At 64.0% G+C, this 18,772-nt stretch carries 19 protein-coding genes and 1 pseudogene; 11 read left to right on the forward strand and 9 right to left on the reverse strand.

The features are described 5' to 3' along the window. Window positions 1-28: 28 nt before the first annotated feature. Both DMB37_RS41540 and DMB37_RS41545 read right to left on the reverse strand, forming a co-directional pair. A complete protein-coding gene (locus DMB37_RS41540; RefSeq protein WP_240771775.1) occupies window positions 29-307 on the reverse strand; it encodes a phosphotransferase in 279 nt (92 codons plus the stop codon). Next, window positions 291-800, reverse strand: a complete 510-nt coding sequence (locus DMB37_RS41545) for a hypothetical protein (RefSeq protein WP_240771776.1) — start codon at window positions 798-800, stop codon at window positions 291-293. The genes DMB37_RS41540 and DMB37_RS41545 overlap by 17 nt, the downstream gene beginning before the upstream one ends. Window positions 801-1,025: 225 nt before the next feature. Between DMB37_RS41545 and DMB37_RS41060 the strand changes: the two genes are divergently transcribed. Together DMB37_RS41060 and DMB37_RS41065 are read left to right on the forward strand one after the other, a co-directional pair. Further along, window positions 1,026-1,328 carry a hypothetical protein gene (locus DMB37_RS41060; RefSeq protein ID WP_206055066.1) on the forward strand — a complete coding sequence of 101 codons (303 nt, stop codon included), beginning with the start codon at window positions 1,026-1,028 and terminating at the stop codon, window positions 1,326-1,328. Next, the gene (locus DMB37_RS41065) at window positions 1,295-1,495 is read left to right on the forward strand and encodes a hypothetical protein (RefSeq protein ID WP_206055067.1); all 201 of its coding nucleotides are present in this window, start codon (window positions 1,295-1,297) and stop codon (window positions 1,493-1,495) included. The genes DMB37_RS41060 and DMB37_RS41065 overlap by 34 nt, the downstream gene beginning before the upstream one ends. A gap of 374 nt (window positions 1,496-1,869) precedes the next feature. Here the strand turns inward: DMB37_RS41065 and DMB37_RS33980 are convergent, their stop codons facing one another. Both DMB37_RS33980 and DMB37_RS33985 read right to left on the reverse strand, forming a co-directional pair. Beyond that, window positions 1,870-2,424 carry a dihydrofolate reductase family protein gene (locus tag DMB37_RS33980; RefSeq protein WP_135236169.1) on the reverse strand — a complete coding sequence of 185 codons (555 nt, stop codon included), beginning with the start codon at window positions 2,422-2,424 and terminating at the stop codon, window positions 1,870-1,872. A 1,428-nt stretch (window positions 2,425-3,852) separates the two neighbouring features. Continuing rightward, the gene (locus DMB37_RS33985; RefSeq protein ID WP_135236170.1) at window positions 3,853-4,557 is read right to left on the reverse strand and encodes a hypothetical protein; all 705 of its coding nucleotides are present in this window, start codon (window positions 4,555-4,557) and stop codon (window positions 3,853-3,855) included. Window positions 4,558-4,630: 73 nt separating this feature from the next. Here DMB37_RS33985 and DMB37_RS41760 point away from each other — a divergent pair, with 73 nt between their 5' ends. Next, on the forward strand, window positions 4,631-4,759 hold the full coding sequence (locus tag DMB37_RS41760) for a hypothetical protein (protein WP_255508327.1): 129 nt from the start codon (window positions 4,631-4,633) through the stop codon (window positions 4,757-4,759). A gap of 394 nt (window positions 4,760-5,153) precedes the next feature. On the opposite strand, the gene DMB37_RS33990 is transcribed toward DMB37_RS41760, so the two are convergent. Continuing rightward, on the reverse strand, window positions 5,154-5,693 hold the full coding sequence (locus tag DMB37_RS33990; protein ID WP_135236171.1) for a hypothetical protein: 540 nt from the start codon (window positions 5,691-5,693) through the stop codon (window positions 5,154-5,156). 226 nt (window positions 5,694-5,919) lie between these two features. Between DMB37_RS33990 and DMB37_RS33995 the strand changes: the two genes are divergently transcribed. The 4 genes from DMB37_RS33995 (at window position 5,920) to DMB37_RS34010 (ending at window position 11,220) form a co-directional block, all read left to right on the forward strand. Then, entirely contained in the window at window positions 5,920-8,589 is a 2,670-nt protein-coding gene (locus DMB37_RS33995) for a hypothetical protein (RefSeq protein ID WP_135236172.1), read from the forward strand. A gap of 320 nt (window positions 8,590-8,909) precedes the next feature. Further along, window positions 8,910-9,344, forward strand: coding sequence for a hypothetical protein (locus DMB37_RS34000; RefSeq protein ID WP_135236173.1), 435 nt, complete (start codon window positions 8,910-8,912; stop codon window positions 9,342-9,344). Between the two features lie 386 nt (window positions 9,345-9,730). Beyond that, window positions 9,731-10,180, forward strand: coding sequence for a hypothetical protein (locus DMB37_RS34005; protein ID WP_135236174.1), 450 nt, complete (start codon window positions 9,731-9,733; stop codon window positions 10,178-10,180). A 620-nt stretch (window positions 10,181-10,800) separates the two neighbouring features. After that, window positions 10,801-11,220 (forward strand): hypothetical protein, encoded by a 420-nt coding sequence (locus tag DMB37_RS34010; protein ID WP_135236175.1) that lies wholly within the window; start codon window positions 10,801-10,803, stop codon window positions 11,218-11,220. Here the strand turns inward: DMB37_RS34010 and DMB37_RS41550 are convergent. After that, window positions 11,177-11,332 (reverse strand): annotated as a pseudogene (locus DMB37_RS41550) (sugar O-acetyltransferase); the annotation flags it as partial. The gene DMB37_RS34010 and the pseudogene DMB37_RS41550 overlap by 44 nt on opposite strands. A 526-nt stretch (window positions 11,333-11,858) precedes the next feature. Beyond that, complete coding sequence (locus tag DMB37_RS34020) at window positions 11,859-12,338, reverse strand: hypothetical protein (protein ID WP_135236177.1); 480 nt, start codon at window positions 12,336-12,338, stop codon at window positions 11,859-11,861. 173 nt (window positions 12,339-12,511) lie between these two features. Between DMB37_RS34020 and DMB37_RS34025 the strand changes: the two genes are divergently transcribed. Both DMB37_RS34025 and DMB37_RS34030 read left to right on the forward strand, forming a co-directional pair. Continuing rightward, window positions 12,512-12,787: a hypothetical protein gene (locus DMB37_RS34025; protein ID WP_135236178.1), complete on the forward strand. Its 276-nt coding sequence runs from the start codon at window positions 12,512-12,514 to the stop codon at window positions 12,785-12,787. Next, window positions 12,777-13,187 (forward strand): hypothetical protein, encoded by a 411-nt coding sequence (locus tag DMB37_RS34030; protein WP_135236179.1) that lies wholly within the window; start codon window positions 12,777-12,779, stop codon window positions 13,185-13,187. The genes DMB37_RS34025 and DMB37_RS34030 overlap by 11 nt, the downstream gene beginning before the upstream one ends. Window positions 13,188-14,003: 816 nt before the next feature. On the opposite strand, the gene DMB37_RS34035 is transcribed toward DMB37_RS34030, so the two are convergent. After that, a complete protein-coding gene (locus DMB37_RS34035) occupies window positions 14,004-14,564 on the reverse strand; it encodes a GNAT family N-acetyltransferase (RefSeq protein WP_135236180.1) in 561 nt (186 codons plus the stop codon). 323 nt (window positions 14,565-14,887) lie between these two features. Here DMB37_RS34035 and DMB37_RS34040 point away from each other — a divergent pair, with 323 nt between their 5' ends. Next, window positions 14,888-15,889: a S9 family peptidase gene (locus DMB37_RS34040; RefSeq protein WP_240771777.1), complete on the forward strand. Its 1,002-nt coding sequence runs from the start codon at window positions 14,888-14,890 to the stop codon at window positions 15,887-15,889. A 61-nt stretch (window positions 15,890-15,950) separates the two neighbouring features. On the opposite strand, the gene DMB37_RS34045 is transcribed toward DMB37_RS34040, so the two are convergent. Further along, complete coding sequence (locus DMB37_RS34045) at window positions 15,951-17,183, reverse strand: saccharopine dehydrogenase family protein (protein WP_135236182.1); 1,233 nt, start codon at window positions 17,181-17,183, stop codon at window positions 15,951-15,953. 534 nt (window positions 17,184-17,717) lie between these two features. Between DMB37_RS34045 and DMB37_RS34050 the strand changes: the two genes are divergently transcribed. After that, window positions 17,718-18,770, forward strand: coding sequence for an FAD-binding oxidoreductase (locus tag DMB37_RS34050; RefSeq protein WP_167769017.1), 1,053 nt, complete (start codon window positions 17,718-17,720; stop codon window positions 18,768-18,770). The last annotated feature ends 2 nt before the right edge of the window (window positions 18,771-18,772 follow it).

Consider the following 18,772-nt stretch of genomic DNA (forward strand, 5'->3'; position numbering starts at 1 on the left):
CAATCCGCGGCTGCGACCGGATGTCTCGTCAGTCTCGCATCGCCTGTGCGCGCAGCACGTCGACCTCGCAGCCCGGCGAGGCCGGGTCGAAGCCGTGCTGGACCAGCCAGCGCACCCCCCGCAGGCTTCGTAACGACCACCACGCGCGGATGACATCGAGGTCGACGTCGGTGCCGTAGCCGGCCACGACATCGTCGAGATGCTCCGGGTGTCCGAGCGTCAGGGTGGCGAGGTCGTACAGCGCATCGCCCTGGCCCGCTTCGGACCAATCGAGCACGCCGGTGACCTCGTCACCGTCGACGAACACATGGGCGACCTGCAGGTCGCCGTGCGTGAACACCGGCGTCCACGGCCGCAGCGCAGCCTCGGCGATCGCGCGTGATCACGTCGGCGGGAAGGATTTCGTTCGCGCGGAGCCACGCGCATTCGCCGTCGAGATGCGACGCGATCTCGTCGAGGCTGCGCCCGGGCCGGGATGGCAGTGGCCCGTTGTGCAGCATCCGGACGGCGGTACCCGCCGCGGCCCACGCCGCCGCCGACGCGCTCGACGGCTCGCCGAGGCGCCCCAGTGCCACGCCGGGAAGGGCGGCAAGTGCGAGCACCGGCGGCTTGCGCCACAAGACCTCCGGAGTCGGGACCGGCGCCATAGCCATCGCTTCGACCTCGACGTCGGTGCGCGTCTGATCAGCGTCGATCTTCAAGAACACGTCACCGACACGCAAGGTCGCGCACTCGTGATGGGCGACGACGACCTCCACTTGTTCCACGTCGGCCATTATCGCGGGGATGGCCACCGACATCACCGGGTTTATCGCGTGCAAGCGGCCGGTCCGGCTTCCCGAAAACGATCTGTGACCGTCAGATCCGGACGTTCGCGAGATCGACTGCCGGCCAACGATTGCGCGTGATCGAACGCGCGGGTCGCGGCAACACCGGACGTTCGAACCTCGACGAGGCGTGCGGATCAGTATCCGGGGCGGCCATACTCCAGGGTGGTCGGTCAATCCGTGGATAGGGTTGTAGCCATGCTGCTTTGGATCAACGGGCCCTTCGGCGGAGGAAAGACCCAGACCGCGTACGAGCTGCATCGGCGGCTTCCCGGAAGCGTCATATGCGATCCCGAGCAGGTGGGGTTCGGTCTGCATCGGATGATGCCATCGGATCTGCGTGCCGATTTCCAGAGCTATCCCAGCTGGCGGCAAGGCGTGTTCGAGGTCCTCGATCATGTGCTTGCCCAGCACGACGGGGTGGTGATTGCACCAATGATCTACTGCTTCGCCGAGAGCAGTTTGCCGTGGACAAGCTCGACTATTGCCTCGAGCAGCTGAGCAAACCCGAGTTCGCCGAACATATTTGGACCGACACCACGGCGGTGGCGGCGGTAGCCGACCAGATCGCCGACACCGTCGGTGTGACTCTGGCACCCAACACCGACGGTCTGCTGGTCGGCAGGCTGCGCCGGATGGCCGTCACGGTCCGCCACGCTCGTCTGTGAGTATCGGCCCAGCCGAATGCGAACGGACCTTATCCACTCCGCTCCGGACACGGCTTCCTCGAGCTAGCGCGCTCGCTCATCAGCATGAGCGCGTTGAGAAGTGCTGTCAGCCAACCAGTTTGGAAGTCGGGCCTACGCGCGCTATGCGGCACTTCCGTACGTTCGTGTGGACAGTGCGGGGCACGGCGATGAGCCGTTCGTACCCGGGCAACTATGTGCGGTAGTGCGGATGGTGGTGATGGGACAAGTTCGGACGCTGCCGACGCCGGCGAGCGGTGCCCGCCTTGCTGACGCGGGCCAGTATTTGGCCGCGGTCCTGCACCATCAAGTCGGCCGATCCGGATACGGAACCGATTTGCCAGTCCCCGGGCAGCTCAGCCGTTGGTCACGGCGTATCGGAGCAGAGCCACGCCGGAACGCAACGCCCGTGACTCGAGCAGCTCGAGATCGGAGAGCGCGGTGCCCTCAGCGACCAGGCCCTTTCCCCGGCCCTGGACGGCAGGGAAGACGAGCAGCCGGATCTCGTCGACGAGCCCGGCTGCCAGCACCACGTGCGCCAAGGTCAGGCTGCCGCACAACGTGATGTCGCCGCCATCGGACTCCTTGAGCCGACGCACCTCTTCGACCGGGTCACCGGACAGGATCGTCGAGTGGCGCCACTGCGGATCCGTCATCGACGAAGAGACGATGTACTTCTGCACTTGGTCCAGGTACGCACCTGCCGGCTCGTCGGTGTGCTGAGGCCAGTAGCCGCGAAAGTCCTCGAAGGTCTGCCGCCCCAGCAACACCGCGTCGGAGGACGCGCCCAAGAGCTCCGTCGCCCCCAACCAGTCCTCGATGCCCCCCTCGGGAGACGGGTCGAACCACTCATCGAGAATCTCGATCCGCCCGTCGGCGGTGATGTTCTCGGTGAGCAGCAACCGGCGCATGACACCGTTCTAGCACCGATCAGAAGCGCCCACAATCGCGACTGGCGCGGCGCCGCGTCCGATCGGTGACCCGCGCCGCCGCCTCCACCTCGGCGATAAGGCCAGGCCGTACTCCTGCTGAATGTCGTTCACGTGCTCGAAGCAGGTCATCCGCCGATCGGTGCAGCTCTGCACACACGACGGATCTCGATGCCCAAATGGCGGATCGTGATCATCTACATCGGCATGTGCGGATGGCCTGAGCCGCAACGGATGTCATCCGCCTGGCCGAGCGCTCAGCGGCATAGTAAGTCTACCGACTCGCCGGGGCGGTTCAGTCGCACACCTTCACTCCGCGCGTGAGGAAGCAGGAAGCAAGCTCGGTGCCGTCCGCCTCTTGGAGGCGGACCTCGACGAACCTGACTCCACCCTCCACGTCTGCCGTGAGCGGGATCTCCCGATGAACGGGCCCCGTGCACGTGGCGCTCGTACTGTTGTAGTCCAAACGCTCGAAGGAGCCATCGAATGCGGCAGCCCATCCCCGGCGGCAACCGGTGCTCAAGCCTCGGAGGCTGCCAGCGACGAGGACCGACCGGTTAGTGAAGTCGATCGTGCCAATGTAGTAGGTCGCACCGTAGGTGAGTTTGAACGTGGCCCGATCGTCGGCAGCCGCGTTGGGCGCCCCAGCCAGGGTCAAACCCGCGACAGCCGCGAGCGTAGCCAGGACCGCAGTCGCTCTCTTTGATGTCCGTAAGATACGTGTACTCAAGGTAACCCCCATGTTTTTCAAAACAGTTGTTGAGAAACACTTTCAACCCTGAGTATGGATCGACATGTGGCACTTCGCCGGTGCTTCAGGATTCCTGGACCGTCACGTGTGCAGACCGCAATACGGGCTATCTCTTAACCGGCAGCACCCCGGAATTCGACTCGATCCCTACGCCGCATGGGCGCGGTAGTCGCAGCCGTGGCAGTACCACGCGGGTTCACCCGCCATGGCCGCGGTGTGCAGCAGCTCCCCGCACTCCGGGCTTATCTGCACTAGAGGTGAGACTTCCGGTGGTTGTCGTCGGGTACTCGATGGGCTCCTCGGCGCGCAGGACCACACGCTGACCGCGACCGGATACGGCCCACCGTCGTTCGTGCGGGCCGCTTCAGAGCACGGTTATATACCGGCAGCCAGGGCACGCACATCGGCGAGTTCCGTACATGGAAAGCCCTGCCAGCTAACCAATCTGGGCGACTGTCCAACGCGCGCCCAGCGGCAAGAGCAGACGTCAGGCTGGTGAGTGCACCTGCCGCGGAATCGCTGTCGCGACCAATTCAACCAGCCGCAGACGCCTTGCCACCCGCTTGACGCAAGACACCTCGAGCCGTGCCCAGCAGTCCGGCCGGGTCCTGTGGCGGGGCGGAAAAGCGGCGATTGTGGATCGAGAACGAGTAGCTTCGCTACGAGTACAACACGGCAGCCACGGAAGTTCGATCGGGGTCGAAGGTGGTCGTCAGGGTCTTTCCGCCGCGCAATTCGGTGATGCTGATCGTGTTGTCACCTATGAAGGACATCTGTGCGGGGCAAGGCCCTTCGGACTCGACCCACACCAGTGCTTGCCTGCTGAACAGCCCGCCGCGCTCCCGAAGCCATACGTGGCAGCCGGAGTCGAAGGCGTAGTAAGGCACCGCGACCGCTTCATGACCGCCGTCGGGGCTGACCACGATGTCCTCGACATTGCCGTCATCGTCGGACCAGGCTGCTATGAACGCCGTCAACATCCATAGCGGTACCGCCACCAGCGTCACGACGGCAACAAACGTTTGCCACACCCACTTGCGGTACCGACTCAGCCTAGGCGCGCACACGAAGCAGAGCACCACGGCAGCCGTCCAGAATATCGGGACCGCGACGAGGGGGATGACGTCGAACCGGTAGAAACGGACTGCCAAACCGTCGTCGGGCCTGGCAATGAACCACGCCGCGATCGCTGCGACAAAGAACGCGGGGACAGCAAGCAACCCGACAAGCCGTACTCGGCTCGGCATCTGATCCGCCCCCCTCGCGCGCGCATCCGATGTGGGCGCCTTGTCCTCGAATGTCTTCTCGGCCAACGATCTATCCATTCGTGCGACGTGTGCCCCGAACGCCTCGGGTTCGGACACGCCGCCAGCGTATCTGTACATGCTCCCTGTGATCATTCACCGGCCCGCCGATCGTGGGAGATAGCAGCCTGAGGTGGGAGACAAGAAGGATGCCCACTACAACGATCTGTCGCGCGGCGCCCCGCGCGTGCTTTCTGACGGGTGGTTGCACGCGAGCGCAGCGGGTGGACTCATCGACGACGTCCAGATCCCCCGGCGCTGATGCGAAGCTTCTTTCCGGTCCGACATGCTCCAGTCGGCAATCGAGACCGCTAGCGCGACGAGCTCACCCGCACGCATGTTCGTCGGCATGATGGTGCGTTGCCGAGATGACGTCGGCCCGTTGATCTTTGGGGGCAGTCCGCGCGGCCAGCCGGACCGCGCCACGCGCATTTGAGTGCGTTCACCTGTCGCACTGGGGGGCAACAGTCCGGTATTGATCTGTTCCAGCGAATGCCATCGCCGCGGCCGATGGCAACGCGGTCCGCGTCCCTGTCTGGCTCAACAATGCACGCAGGCCCCGGCGGTGTCGTCGAAGACTTGAGCAATGATCAGCGAGGCCGCAATGGCTAACACACCGCGATCGCGCTACGACAACATAAGCAGACATGCTGCGATCAGGTTGACCGCAGTGTGGTCGGCGCGGGAAAGAACCGAATGGTGAGGATTTGATGGCGAACGCAGCAGAATTCGACGCGCCGCCGGCGGATGCGGAGCGCCGATCGCTGCCGGAGATCTTGGCTGCCCGAGCCACTGTTGCGATCCCGCTTCCTCCGACCCTGAACCCGGGTCAGTTGCCGTTCGCGGTCCTCGAACCAGCAGTATTTGAACGGGTGGTCGCCGAGATGGTGAGCCTGCTGCGCGACCACCACAGTGTCCAGTTCTACGGACGGTCGGGCCAGACGCAATACGGACTGGACATCGTGGAAACCGAACGGACCGCTACACGCGTGCTCTACCAGGTCAAACGCTATCAGGAGCTCGCACCGGCCAAACTTCGCGAAGCTGTCGAAGACTATGCCGGTGCGCCCCGAACCGACGCCGATTTCGTCGGCCCACACCGCCCGCGCCGGTTCAATCCCCGCGCATTTATCGTGGTCACCTCCGCCTGCCTGGACAACGACACAGCGTCGGTCGACGAGCTGGCTCGCCTGCAAGACAAATACGCCGGCGATCTGGAGATCGACGTATGGGGTGCCGAAGCACTATCACGCAAACTGCGTGACCTCGCACGTGTGGTGCAGGTCGTGTTCGGGCCCGCATGGGCTCATGCGTACTGCGGGGTCGCCCCGGTTGAGAACCCGGAGCCCCCACCCAACCGATACGGGTTCGTCACTGGACCTGTCGAGGCATTGCATCTGACGTCGCTGGTCATCGAGGCCGGTGCGCTCCTCGACACTGAGCCCGCGCGCGGCCGCGGCTTACGCCACGATCGCCGAAGCGTTACGCACTGGCGGGTTTCCCGGGCATGCCATGGCAATGCTGCGCAAGCAGGCTGCGGCCCTGGGACACACGGGCCGCGCGGACGACGCCTACACCCTCCTATTCGACACCGCGGTAACGCAACTGTTCTCCGGCGACCACAGTGTTGCCGACGAATTCCTTGCCGCCCTTCGCGAATTCGAGCTGGACGAGATACAGCTCCGCGAAATCACCGTGGCGGCCGTGCTTCTGCACACCCGGGCCGACGAAGCTCAGATAGGGGAGGCAATCCGCGCCCTTGGCGGCCTTCCAGTGCCCGGAGCGGCCACGACGGCGATGCTGACATGCTTGCTGCTGGAACGGGTGATCGCCGATGGGTATTGCGACCACACACCCCCGCGACTGTCCGGCCTGGTGGTCGCCGACGCGACCGTGGATCTGCTCGCCGGGCTGTTGGAGTTTGCCCCGCAGATTGACTGCGCCGATCAGCGGGTTCGCACGCGCCTGCGGTGTGCACGCGCTGATGCATCCATGACCTTGCTGGCCGATGAATGCGCCATCGACGCCGCCTTCGGCGAGTTGGTCGACTCGGCAAAACGTGGGCGACTCGGCAGCCTGCAAGGACTTGTGCTCGCCCGCGCGGCGTACGCCTATGGCACTCGTGGCTACGCCGAACGCGCCGAGAGTCTCTGGGAGCAGTCCGCGATGGCCAGTTGCGAAGATCGCTACTTTGGTGACACGTGGTCGGCTTTGCGTGCACGCCGATGGCTGGCCTCAGGCGAAGGCCGCCCGTATCAGATTGGGCTCGACATGTACGTGCGGGCACTGCCGGACCGGCGACGGGTCCTTGAGACGGTGACCAATTCCTCGATCAACGCACTCGAAGCGGTCAACCAGAGCCAGCTTGGGCTTGCCTACGACGAAATCCGGTGGTGGCTGATCGAAAGCCGTATCACCGGAGACGCCACCGCCGAGGGCCGCGCCCTGGAACTGCAGGGGGATATCGAGGCCGCCGCGAATCGGTACACCAACGCGATCGACAGCTATGTGCGAGCCGGGCGCGCCGGCAAAGCTGCCGATACCGCCCGCGACGCCCAGACCTGCGTCGACATTTCGCACTGGCTGGCCACCCGCACCCGCCGCATTCAGAACGCGGCTGTAGAAGTCGTCGCTGTGCAGGCGAGCCGCTGTGAGGACACCCAAATTCTCCCGGTCGTCGAGCAGTTGCTTACACTCGCTGAGAAGACCTGGGAGTTCTCCACTGTCCACCAGCCGCGGCCGGAATTCGCCGCATTGAGGGCACTAGCCCGATTCGGCATCCGGATCCCCGAGTCGGCGGTCGACCGCATCCTCGCGGTCGCCGCACCGGCCGAGGCGGCGTCCACGCACCGCGACGAATCGATCTGTCGACTGCTCTTGGAAACCTACTACGCAGTTGATTCACGACGCACCGACCTCGCTGAAGCGCTAGTCCCTGCACTGGTCACAGCATCAGTCAGCCACGACCGTGTGTGGGCAATGCTGCGGGACTTACCCGAGGATGCTCGATCACCGCTGATCTCGACTATCACCGCGGTCGGAGCGCACGACCGCAACATCGCCGCAGCGCTCCTACTCAACCAATGGGGACAACCCGCGTCGAAGACTCTCCAGTTGGCCGCGCGCCGCAACTGCGGCCGGGTACTGCTCTACCCGATCGGTATTCCTGCCAACGGCTATGCGATCAGCGATATGGAGGCCAATGCGGTTGACGCCATCCATGTACTGATTGGCGTCACGGAACCCACTGGATTCACGCCGGATGTACTTGCCGCGGTGCTTCGCCGACCAGCTTCGGCAATTATGCAGGTCGACTACGGCGACCAATCGCCAGATGCGACACTGCCGAGTACGCCTGGCGAACCCGAGACCGATCTCCAGCACGCCGCAGCGACCGCCGCTGGCCCAATTGCTGCGCTGCTCGCCGCCACCGTCGACAAACTCGTTCAGATCGTCGAGGACACCGCCACTTCCAATACCATTCGCGTCCGCTCTGTCCGTGCCCTAACCGAGATCATGGAGCTGGTTGACCCACTGGAAGCGCGCACAATCGCAATGCGAGTCGACACCGCTCTGCGTATGCCCTCGATCGCGCCTGGCGAAGAATTCGAACGACACACCGACGTGTTGGCGCCGGTACAGGTCGACCTCGGGGGAGCCGACTTCGAACCACACGGACTTCGTTGCGTTGCAGCCGCTTACCGCCGCAGCCGTGTCAGGGTTGCCGTCGATGCTGGCCTAGCAACACGACTGAGCGTCGCCTGCGGCGACATTCTTGCCCATGGCAGCGACCGACAGCGCCACCTGGTTGCTGATGCCTTGAAAGACTTGGTGCTCAGCGGTGATTCGTCGGAGGCATGTCTATTCATGCTCGTGCACGATCGCGACCCAGCGATCCGCAGTATCGGTGCTGCCCACCACCCCATGAGTGAGGATGTCGCGCTCGTGCTAGTCCGTGACCCTGCGGAAGCTGTACGCCGTGCTCTCGCACGCCGGGCCACGGAGCTCCCCCCGTCACTGCAGGAGGTCCTTCGCCACGATCCCGACCGCACAGTGCGGCTCACACTCCAGCAGACTCTCAGAGATTCCTGATACGGCACGGAGTCGAATCCGGCTGTTGCACCGCTGGGTTGCGCTGATCGATCACCCGATCTTCTGCGAACCTGGTTCGATCGCGCAAACCACTGATAGCAATGAAGCCATCCCCTCCGGCGGCGTTCTGGCTTCCGGCCGATCCGCAGGCGTGCCGACGGAGCCGGAATCACTGCCCACCGCATAGGGACGCTGATCGCTCATCGGCATTTGAGTGCGTTCGTCGACTGAGGTCGCGGCCTTGGGATCGCGCGCTCCGCGGCACGAGCGTGCACCGCACACCAGGCGGCGTAACCATCGGACTTGTAGGCTCTCCGGCTGTGAGCACACAGGGGGCGGGATCGGTTGCCGCAGATGGCCGGAAGAAGCGATGGGCACAGTTCAGAGGGGGCGCCGCCGTTGTCATCATCGGCCTCTACATTGTTGCCCTGACCAGGTTGGCTGTCAGTGAGGATTGGGGTGACCTGACCGCAAGTCGTCTGTTCGGCCTGACTGGTGTCGTTGCCGGCCTGCTTGGCTTGATTTCACTCGGGCAGGAAATGGGCGTGGCAGTTGGTCCGCGGAGACGACGCTCAAAGAGCAGAATGGCTGTCGCGCTGCTCGTGGCCGCCCTGGCTCCGGCGGGCATCATCACGTCGATCATCCGTACAGGCACGGTTTTTACCGACCCTGTGGGGCAGCTGTTGATGCAAACGGCTGCGATTGGCACCCTGCTGATCTTCGTTACAGAGAAGCCCTCGCGAGATCGGTCGTAGCCCTCTGGTCACCTTCGTCCGAACGCCCGGAACTCGGCACTACCGTGCGTTCGCCAGCCACGCGCACCGCGGCATGTGCGGACATGAGGGTTGCGGTCCAAGCCAGCTGGCGTGTGCTGGACCGTGGGAGAAAGTTCGACAGGACCTGGCGAATACCGCGGCGACGTGGTCGTCCTCGCGATCCTTCGGCTGGGCCCGACGCACCGGTGGACGAGTGACCTGTGTCGTGGGGTGAGATCTGCCGCCGTATGCAAAACACGCTCCGATCCGGCGAGGCTCGAGCCTCGAATAACCAGCTGGAACAGTTGCGGTTGGTTGGATCTTCCCGGCGCACGACGGGGCCGGACCAGGTGCGAACAAGGCAGAACGACGACGGAAGGCTGCTCATGACGCTTCACAACATCTCCGGCAAGCGCCTGCGGTTGGGTGCGAAAGGAATCCTTGCCAGCGTGGCGGCCACCATGGCTATCGGGCCAGTACAGACCACGATCGCCTACGCCGAACCCGACAGCTCGACAAGCGCGAAAGATTTGATCATCAAGGCCGAATCCAACAAGCGCCAATATCGCCTCTCCGGCCAGATCGTCTGGAACGCGACCGATGCCGAGAAAGTCTGCGAGGACTGGGGCGGCAAGCTGGCGAACTACGAGGAGATACCCGATGGGGTGTTTCAGAGGTTGAAAAACATATTGAAGGTCAAGGCGGAGACCATCTTTATTGCCCCAGAGGAGGGTAAGGACGCGCAGGTTTTGTCTTTCGACTCCGAGGGGGGCTCGAGCGTCGACGGCAAAGCCGAAGCCGAGGCTCGTGTGTTGTGTGAAAAACCACTCGGCTAACGCAACTGGTTACTCACTGGCTACGCCCGGCCTGTGCCGGGCGGGCCTGGCGACTACTACGCCATACCACCGGCGACGCCAGGAAAGATAGTCAGCCGGCCATGGTCAATCCGGCACCATCGGATGTTCTGGGAGACCGTTGACCTCGCAGGTCTGCGGGGCCGGATACGACAGCGGGATCTCCTGGTGCTCTCTTGCGGGCACTATCGTATGAACTTCTATTCGGAACAGCACGCACGCCGGATCGGACACGCTCGCGCGACACTCCGCCAATATCTGCCCGGTCGGGCAGCCGTCATCAGCCGACCAACGCGCGCCACGCGGCATTTTCGGACATTCTCAGAGATGACGAACGCCCCGAGATGGCCTTGGGCGTTGATCCTCAGTTATGTCGTGCGGCCGTCTAGGTCAGCGCGGTCTGCCGGGTCGCGGCATACCGGATGTTTGGTTGACCGCCGGCAAGCCAGCTTCGACCACCTACTACTGACCGTGCACGAACGTGCCGACCAGCTCAGAAGTATCGCCGCAACCGACCCCGAGCGCAGCGGTTCCGACCCATCCGAGCGTGCTGCGGGACCGAATAAGCAGCTGTATCTGACCCCGGCTGCAGAGGAGTGCCCATGAGGCCCCATGTGTTCGCAATCGCCATCGCTGTTTCCGCGCTCATCACAGGTGGATCGGGCGTGGCACATGCCGACGACCGGTTCACCGGAGCGGCAGGCGTGGTGTCGGGGGACATCTCCGGCGACAAGGTCGTGCTAGCCGTCAACTACCAGTGCGAGAAGGAGTGGGGCTTCAAAGGCATCAAGGCCGAGATCGGTGAGGGAAAGAGCAATAATCCGAACGGCAAGGCATCAGGGATCACCTGTGACGGCCAATCGCACAATGTGAATGTGTCCGTCCCACAGCCCAAGAAGAAGCCGTTCAAGAAGTCGGAGGTTGTCTACGTCTTCCTGTACGCGCTCGACGCCAAGGGCGACGAGATGGCGGGACCCCTCAACCAGGACCCGGTGCACGGTGATGAAGTAAAGGTGGCCTAGCAGCGGGCTGAAGCTCGCGGATCACCCGCGCCGGGTTGCCTGCCGCGAAATCTCGCGGCGGTAGGTCGCGGGTGATCACGCTGCCCGCGCCGACAGCGATGTCGTCTCCGACCGGTCTAGGAGCTACCGGCGGTCCAGAACCGGGCAGCAGACGTACGAAAATCGGCATTTTGGTGCGTTGGGCCGGCGCCGGATCAGCTGGGTCTGTTGACCTTCGCCAGGCCGCGCTGGCCGGTTCGGCCAGCGGCACTACCTCGCATCGCTGCTCTCAGCCTTATCGGCCTTCAGAACGTCGCCGACAATAGGTCCGCTTATGCGGATTGTCATGACGCTCAATCATGTGCGCCGTACCGTCTTTCCATGTCTGAGGGGGAGAAGGTATCTGCTGGGAATCTGGTCCGCAGGTGGAGTGCAACGCACCGGCGATCGGTCTGCAGACGGCGATGCTCGCCCCACGGAACAACCTTCTCGAGGGGCGCCAACTCGAACCGGACATGCATCATGCCCCGATTCAACTGATCACCCCGCGCGCTGTCGACCACATTTGTAGATCGGCGGGTCGATCACCGTTAGAGGACTGCATGGTCTCCGGTGTGGGAGATATGACAAACACGCCCCAGTGTTTTGTCATGGCAACGCTAGCTCGTCGCGGGCTCACTCGTCTCGGGCCGGTGCTGCCGTTCACTCAGCACGAGCGCGCCTGCCGCCAGCAGGTAGAACGGCGACAGGAACAGCAAACCCGATACCGGCGTGGCGCCGTACTCGAGCGACGACATCCCGAGATATCCGCCTACCGCACCGAGAACGGCCAGAATAGCTGCGGCCCAGCGCGTTCCGAGCCGGGCATACCTGCGCGGCAGCACGAATACGACCGCGGGCAGCAGCACCACGAGGCCGGACTCTGCGACATATTCGAGCCATTGCTCGAGCAGCGGCGGCGACGACAGGGAGTACGCCGCTACGTCGAACGCCGTGGACTCGCTGTGGATCGCCCCGGCGTCGCTGTCCGGCAGCTCCGGGAAGGGCACATCGAGCACCCGTGGTAATGCGACCAGGACCAGGGTCAACACACGCCAGCACGTCACCGAGCGCCGCCACCGCCCCAGCGACACCATCATGCCTTCATCCCCTCTGACCGACCTCTCCGCGGGCGACGCTACCCGCGCAGCCCGTCCGCAGCGAAATCCTGCACCCGGGCCCGCCAAGGCCTGAAACAACCCTACTGTCATTCCGGCGTGCCTTCAGCCGAACCCACAGGCGGACAACGTATCCCGTCAGAAGGCATGCCGGGATGACGAAGATGGGTGCTGGAGACTGCGAACGCCCGGGACACCAAAGCTACGGCACTGCTCTCGATGCCATGCTGTCCATGCTTCACGGCCTGATGAGTACTGCGGGATCGTTCCCCGACAGCCGGTATTCGGCACTATCGGATGTTCTGAGCCGCAGCGACTTCGGGGTGCCCGGCCACCACGGTGTGGCTGCTTCGCTCAGCGCGCACAGCGGCATGTGTGGACATGCTCGTTGGGTGGGTGGCGCGGTGGTTGAATCGCTCGATGCGTGGTGACGAGATCGTCGGTCAGTGGAGTGTGGAGGCCGGGTATCACAGCTCGATGGAGGATGAGCAGTTCGTCTTCTGGGGTGATGGTGGGGGGTTGGTGGAGTACGCGCGACCGGGGGCGAGTGAGTGCGTGCTGTTTCGATGGGCGCGTACGGCGATTCGGACGGTGCGGCTCGAACCGCATCGGTGTGTCCGGCGCGAGGGTGGTGCGGTTGTGGAGGATGATGTGCCCGAGGTGGTCGAGATCGGTTATCGGATCACGCGGGAGCAGCGTCCGTTGATCGGTGAGGTGCTGCCGGTGCTGTATTTGCCCGCTCCGTTCGCGGCGACTCCGGACGGCGGGTACGGGCTGATCGCGCGGGAACCGGCGGTGTATTTCACGAAGATGCGGCGCGCGAGTTCGTGAATCGAGGCATCGTCAAAAGTCTGTGCGTACCATCCGCCGGATGTCGGTGGCCGCTGGAATCTCGGCGCCGACAGCCACCTTCCTCGAACGCTGGCCGTGAATCGCACTGTCCTGTACCTGCTTCGCCTGCCATCATTACCGTCATGACTGACGGACTCGATCCTTCAGGAGGGTTGATAGCCGCCATCGCCCGAGGGATCCAGACGTTGCTTCCCGGTGCGCCGCAGCCCAAGCTCAGGCTCTCGGTGGCGGGCCATCGGGAGGGCACCGAGACTCTCGTCGTGTGGGCGCGGGTGACCAACGAAGGCGGTGCTCCCATCACTGTCGACACGGTGTCCTGCCACGTCAGAGCGGGCAGGTTCAGCGGTCCCCTGATACCCCTCACTTTCAGGTCGAGGCCGAAGCCTCCCTTTCGATTGGCCAGCCACTCGTCGGCGCAGTGGGAAAGGCGAATCAAGATAAAAGAGCAATGGATGCGCGCCAGGAACGCCGATTGCACGGTGTTCATCTCAGGCGGCGGAGTGAACCTTTATAAGCGGAGCCGAATCGTCCAGCGCTGAAACGAAGCGGGGCTATCACTCAACCGGCATTCGTATTCATCGCCGAAAGAGCATCCTGAAGCAGTACACGGCATGCTTTCTCCGGCGTGGAAGTCGGCCACGGCAAAACGTACCGGATCGTCGAAGCCGATTCCGGTTGTCCGGGTCGCCGCCTCGTCCTGTTCGTCAGCAAGTTCTTGCTCGGCTGGACGGTGTGTAGACAACGTCCATGCCGCCTGGCAGGGAGATCGGGTTAATCGGTGCAGCTGATAGCGGGCTACCAGCGAAGCACGATGCCGATTTCGTCGTCGTCATCACCGTAGAAGACACCGCTGGGCACGAAGCCGAGCTTTTCGTAGAACGGGCCCGGACTGGAGGGGCCTTGGCCACAGCCGGCGTAGAGTTCGCTGATACCACGGGCTTTGAGGCTCTCGACGATCATTTCGATCGCTCTGCGGCCGACCCCTAGGCCTTGGTACGGTCCTGCCACCATCAGGCGCCAGAGGAACACGCCATGGCATTCGAGGCCGTCCTCGTAGTCGTAGCCGTTGTGCAGCATGATGAATCCAGCCGGGTCTTCGCCGACGTAGATCGCGCGGAACCAAGCGCTTTCGGAGAAATGTGCGTCGGCGATCGAGATCGCGTTGTCGGCGACCATCGCTCGCTGTTCGGTTGTGAGGGTTTCGCTCAGGTCGCATATGTCGGCGACGGTGCGTGCGGTGATACGGCGCAGGCTGATCTTTTGACCTCCCTCGGCCAGCGGGCGCTGCGGTGCACGTGCGCCTACTGCGTATCGGGAGCTGTCATGAGGCAAGCGAACGCTCTGGGGTGCTGACATCCTACGATCATATCTGTAACGAGCGTTATATGCACGATAGTTAACTGTGGCCATGATCTCGCCGTACGCCCAAGTAAGCTTGCCTCATCTCGATGCCTTCTGACCTGCGACGAAGCGGGCGTCCGCCTCCTCGGTTGCACCTAGATGCTCCATTGATGACGTTGCGCCACCTGCGACATAAAAGGCATCGATACGTCTGTATGCAAAACGATCGTTTCTGATACGTTAGATATATGGACAGATCCAGTGATGCAGTGTCTTCCTCGGAAGGGTCTTCGGCCAGGGGCGTTGCGGGTAGGTCCCAGCGGTGGTTGCGTCGTACGTTGATCGCTGTCGGCTGCGTGGTGGCGTTGGTCGTGGGCGCGGGCGGGTGGGTGATCTACGCGAACGACTTCGCCATCCGGCAGGAGGAATTGACGATTCCCGGGTCGACCCAGCCGTTGAAAGCGACTTTGGCGCTGCCTGAGCACGGGAAAGGGCCTTACGGCCTGGTTGTGTTCGTGCATGGGGACGGGCCTGCCAATGCCACCCGTGACTCGTTCTACGAACCGATCTGGGAGTCGTTCGCCAAGGCCGGGTACGCGTCGCTGTCCTGGAACAAGCCGGGAATCGATGGGGCGCCGGGGAACTGGCTCGATCAGAGCATGCATGATCGCGCGGCCGAGGCCGAGGCGGCGATTGCGTGGGCGCGCCAGCGCGATGACATCGATCCGCGTCGGATCGGTATGTGGGGGATCAGTCAAGGCGGCTGGGTCGTGCCTGAGGTGGCGGCGAATCTGCCCGATCTACAGTTCGTGGTTCTTGTTGGCGCGGCGGTGAATTGGTTGCGACAAGGTGAATACAACCTGCTCGCCGAGATGCGGCATCGAGGCGCTTCTCAGGCCGATATCGCCGCTGCCCTCGATCGCCGCGACGCCGGTTTGCGGGCGCTACGCGAGAACGCCACCTATGAGCAATATCTCGCCGCTCAACACGACTCGGACCCGATGCCAGAAGAACGCTGGAATTTCGTGCAACGGAACTATCGCTCCGACGTGACCACGGTTCTGCCGCGAGTCAAGGTGCCGATACTGCTGGCGCTGGGCGACGACGATCTCAATGTCGACGTCGATGAGACCGAACGCGTCTACCGCGAGATCCTTCCGCCGCACCAGCTCACGGTGCAGCGCTATCCGGACGCCTCGCACAACATCGTCAAGGCCCGCTTCGACAATGACCAGGATTGGCGGGCGGCAGTGGTGGCGCTGTTCGCGCCACGCACGCTGTACGCACCCGGCTACCTTGATTCCTTGCGTGAGTATGCCGGGAACCAGGTGGTCCGCTGAACAGATTTCGCTCCATCTGATCGAGAGGGCCGGTCCGACATCCGGACCGGCCTTCTGTCGACTATCCGATTGATTCCTGCTCGACCAGATAGACAGGGACGCTGCCTGCCGGGCGACCCAACACGACATCGAGAACCTCGAAGAACCGCCCGGGGTCGATGACGGCTTCGGGCGGGTGCACGCCCGGCCGACGGGCTGAGCCGTCGATGACCTGCGCCATGCCGATCGCCAACGGGATTCCGGTTACCCGCGCCATATCGCCGAGCAAGGTGTGGGCCGGGTCCTCTAGCGGGCCGGCCGGGTTCAGGTGTGCCAGGACCATGTGCGGGCGGCCTCGCTTGGTGCCGGACACCGCTGCGAAGAACGGCGGCAGGGTTCCGGGCCCCTTGGCGCGTAGCGCTCTTGGCGCCGAGCGGAGGATCCGTAGCAGGTTCGGGTCGGCGAAGGCGCCCGCCGCGGCTTCGTTGGTGAGTTTTCCCCTGTCGATATCGCGACGCAGGGTATCGAGGTAGGCCATTGCCCATGTACTCATCACCATCAGATTGATCGCATCGCCGCTGGGTTTCAGGGTGCGCTGCAAGGTGATCGGCTCCGGGTGGCCGATGGAGTACGCGGTGCCGCGTCGTCCGCCGGGAAGCGCCAGTGTGACCGGGCGAAGGGGGCGTTGCTCGCTGAGCCGACCGGCGGTCACGCCTTTGATCGTGCCGCTGCTCTGCTGCATCCAATGCACCGCTGCGGCAGAAGGGCGACCGTCGGGCCCGAGCAGTTGCCCGTCGTCCCGGGTCGTATCGCCCGCGCCGTCGACGTCGACCGGCCACGCGGTGTAGGCGTCGCGAACCGAGTCGAGCTCCGCGGCAGCGATTGCCGCCAGCAAATTGCTGATGCCGGGGCTGGCGCCCATGCCGATGATCGCGCACACTTCCCTGGCCCGCGCCGCCGCGTCGAGCTCGAGCATCTGCATCGTGGGTTCCCAGTCGTCGCAGATATCGAGGTAGTGCGTCCGCGTGTCGATCGCCGCTTGTAATACCGCCAGCCCGAAGCGGTAGTAGGGCCCCACGGTATTGAGCACCACGTCGGCCGGTGCGAGCGCTGCGCGCAACTGAACATCGTCGGTAACGTCCACCTGGATCGCCCGGACAGGCGTGGGTACGTCGGCCAAGCGGCGTGCCAAACCTTCGGCTGCGGCCAGATCCCTGTCTGCCACAATGATTTCCGTCACGCCTGGGATATTCACCGCGGTGTGCACGGCCACGGTGCCCATGGCACCCGGCCCTCCCAATGCGAGAACCTTCATCGGATACTCCTAACTTCCAAGGCTGGGGGTTGTTTCTTCACGCGCACGGCGCCGTGCACCACTTCGCTCGCGGTCGGCACAGCGCCTTTCCATCGCCGTCTGGGCGCGGGACTCGCGAGAGTGGGCGTTGGAACCTGCCGCCACACCGCTGATCCCCGGTGCCCGGGTAGTGGTGCGGCAGGTCCGACCTCGGGGAGTCAGTGCGGTGATCGTGCGCGGCACTGCTCGCCAACACGATGCGTGGACGGTGCTCCGCGGCCGCAGCCGGGAGGACCAGGACCGTTCCAGTTGTGATCGCTGCGGTCACGAGCAGCAGCGCTGCTCTGCGGGTCAGAGAGTTCATCACCCTTCCTTCGTTCATAGTCATTACGATCGTATCAGTTACGATAGTTTTTATGAGTCACCGAAAGGGTGTGAGATATGGCCGGGTACTCCGCTGGGATCGCCACCCCATCGACGTCGACGCGGCACCTGGGCATCGACCGCCGTTGCAGGATCGACGACGTCCGGCAGCGCAGGCGCGACCTTCCCCACATGCGAGATCTCGACCAGGCGGCGACCGGCGTCATTGTCATCGGATCGGGCGTGGTGGGATCTGCCATCGCTTATGCATTGGCGCGCAACAGTATTCGCGTAACCTGTATCGATCTCGATGTGCGCGGGGCGGGAGTAACCGATAGCGCGTTCGGATGGATCGGTGCTACTCGTACCGGCAGCGGCTCCGAACTGCACCACGACGCCATCGCTGACTTCCGCGCCCTGGACGCGGATCTCGACGGTGCGCTATCGGTCTCCTGGGCAGGGTCACTGACCTGGTTCCGAACGCCGAAAGACACCGAATCGTTCGTGCGGGCACAACAGGGGCTGGGCTTCCCGACCGAGGCCGTCGATGCCGAAGGCTTCACACGTCTGGAACCCACCTTGGGTAGCCGACCGGAAATCGCGGCGTACGCACCGCAGGAAGGTGCTGTTGCACCGGGGCGAATGCGACGAACACTGCTGGCCGCTGCCCGAGACCTCGGTGCCCGGGTCGTGGAAGCTGCCGTCTCCGAAATCGCGGTTGAGATCGACGGTCGCGTACAGGTCTGCTCCGATGCCGGCGTCTTCCATGCGCGATATGTGGTGTTGGCGAATGGGCTCGGTGTCCCACGTCTGGCCGCCCAGGTGGGCGCCGTGCTGGCGGTCGAGTCCGCACCGACGATCCGATACACCTTCCGAACCAGCGCGCAGCTGTCGCGACGAGTCCTGTCCGGCCCGGACTACGAGATCCGGCCCTGGCACCGGGGAACATATCTGGGCGCGGAGAGCTACGCGGCGACGGAAGATCCCTATCGACCCCTGATCCGGGTACACCGGGCACTCGACGCCGTCCGCCGCGATTTCGGCCTGCGAAATTTCCTGGAACTGATGGACTTTCGCGTCGGCTTCCGGCCGATGCCCACCGCTGGCCGGCCCTACCTGGGCACCCTGCGCACCGCCCCTCAGGTATTGGTCGCCTGTATGCATTCTGGAATCACCCTGGCACCTGCCGCTGCTCGCCGAGTGCTCCACCACATCATCGGCACCGCCGAGCTCGCTTCGATCTGAAC

It is taken from the genome of Nocardia sp. CS682, from assembly GCF_004634405.1.
In the GTDB taxonomy this organism is placed as follows: domain Bacteria; phylum Actinomycetota; class Actinomycetes; order Mycobacteriales; family Mycobacteriaceae; genus Nocardia; species Nocardia ninae.

What these genes read in the sequence shown, in the direction of transcription:
- DMB37_RS34025 (WP_135236178.1), top strand. Translation starts at nt 12,512, where the DNA reads ATGACGAAGATGGGTGCTGGAGACTGCGAACGCCCGGGACACCAAAGC.
- DMB37_RS34045 (WP_135236182.1), bottom strand. Translation starts at nt 17,183, where the DNA reads ATGAAGGTTCTCGCATTGGGAGGGCCGGGTGCCATGGGCACCGTGGCC.
- DMB37_RS33980 (WP_135236169.1), bottom strand. Translation starts at nt 2,424, where the DNA reads ATGCGCCGGTTGCTGCTCACCGAGAACATCACCGCCGACGGGCGGATC.
- DMB37_RS41060 (WP_206055066.1), top strand. Translation starts at nt 1,026, where the DNA reads ATGCTGCTTTGGATCAACGGGCCCTTCGGCGGAGGAAAGACCCAGACC.
- DMB37_RS41545 (WP_240771776.1), bottom strand. Translation starts at nt 800, where the DNA reads ATGTCGGTGGCCATCCCCGCGATAATGGCCGACGTGGAACAAGTGGAG.
- DMB37_RS34030 (WP_135236179.1), top strand. Translation starts at nt 12,777, where the DNA reads ATGCGTGGTGACGAGATCGTCGGTCAGTGGAGTGTGGAGGCCGGGTAT.
- DMB37_RS34020 (WP_135236177.1), bottom strand. Translation starts at nt 12,338, where the DNA reads ATGATGGTGTCGCTGGGGCGGTGGCGGCGCTCGGTGACGTGCTGGCGT.
- DMB37_RS34050 (WP_167769017.1), top strand. Translation starts at nt 17,718, where the DNA reads ATGCGAGATCTCGACCAGGCGGCGACCGGCGTCATTGTCATCGGATCG.
- DMB37_RS34010 (WP_135236175.1), top strand. Translation starts at nt 10,801, where the DNA reads ATGAGGCCCCATGTGTTCGCAATCGCCATCGCTGTTTCCGCGCTCATC.
- DMB37_RS34005 (WP_135236174.1), top strand. Translation starts at nt 9,731, where the DNA reads ATGACGCTTCACAACATCTCCGGCAAGCGCCTGCGGTTGGGTGCGAAA.
- DMB37_RS34035 (WP_135236180.1), bottom strand. Translation starts at nt 14,564, where the DNA reads ATGTCAGCACCCCAGAGCGTTCGCTTGCCTCATGACAGCTCCCGATAC.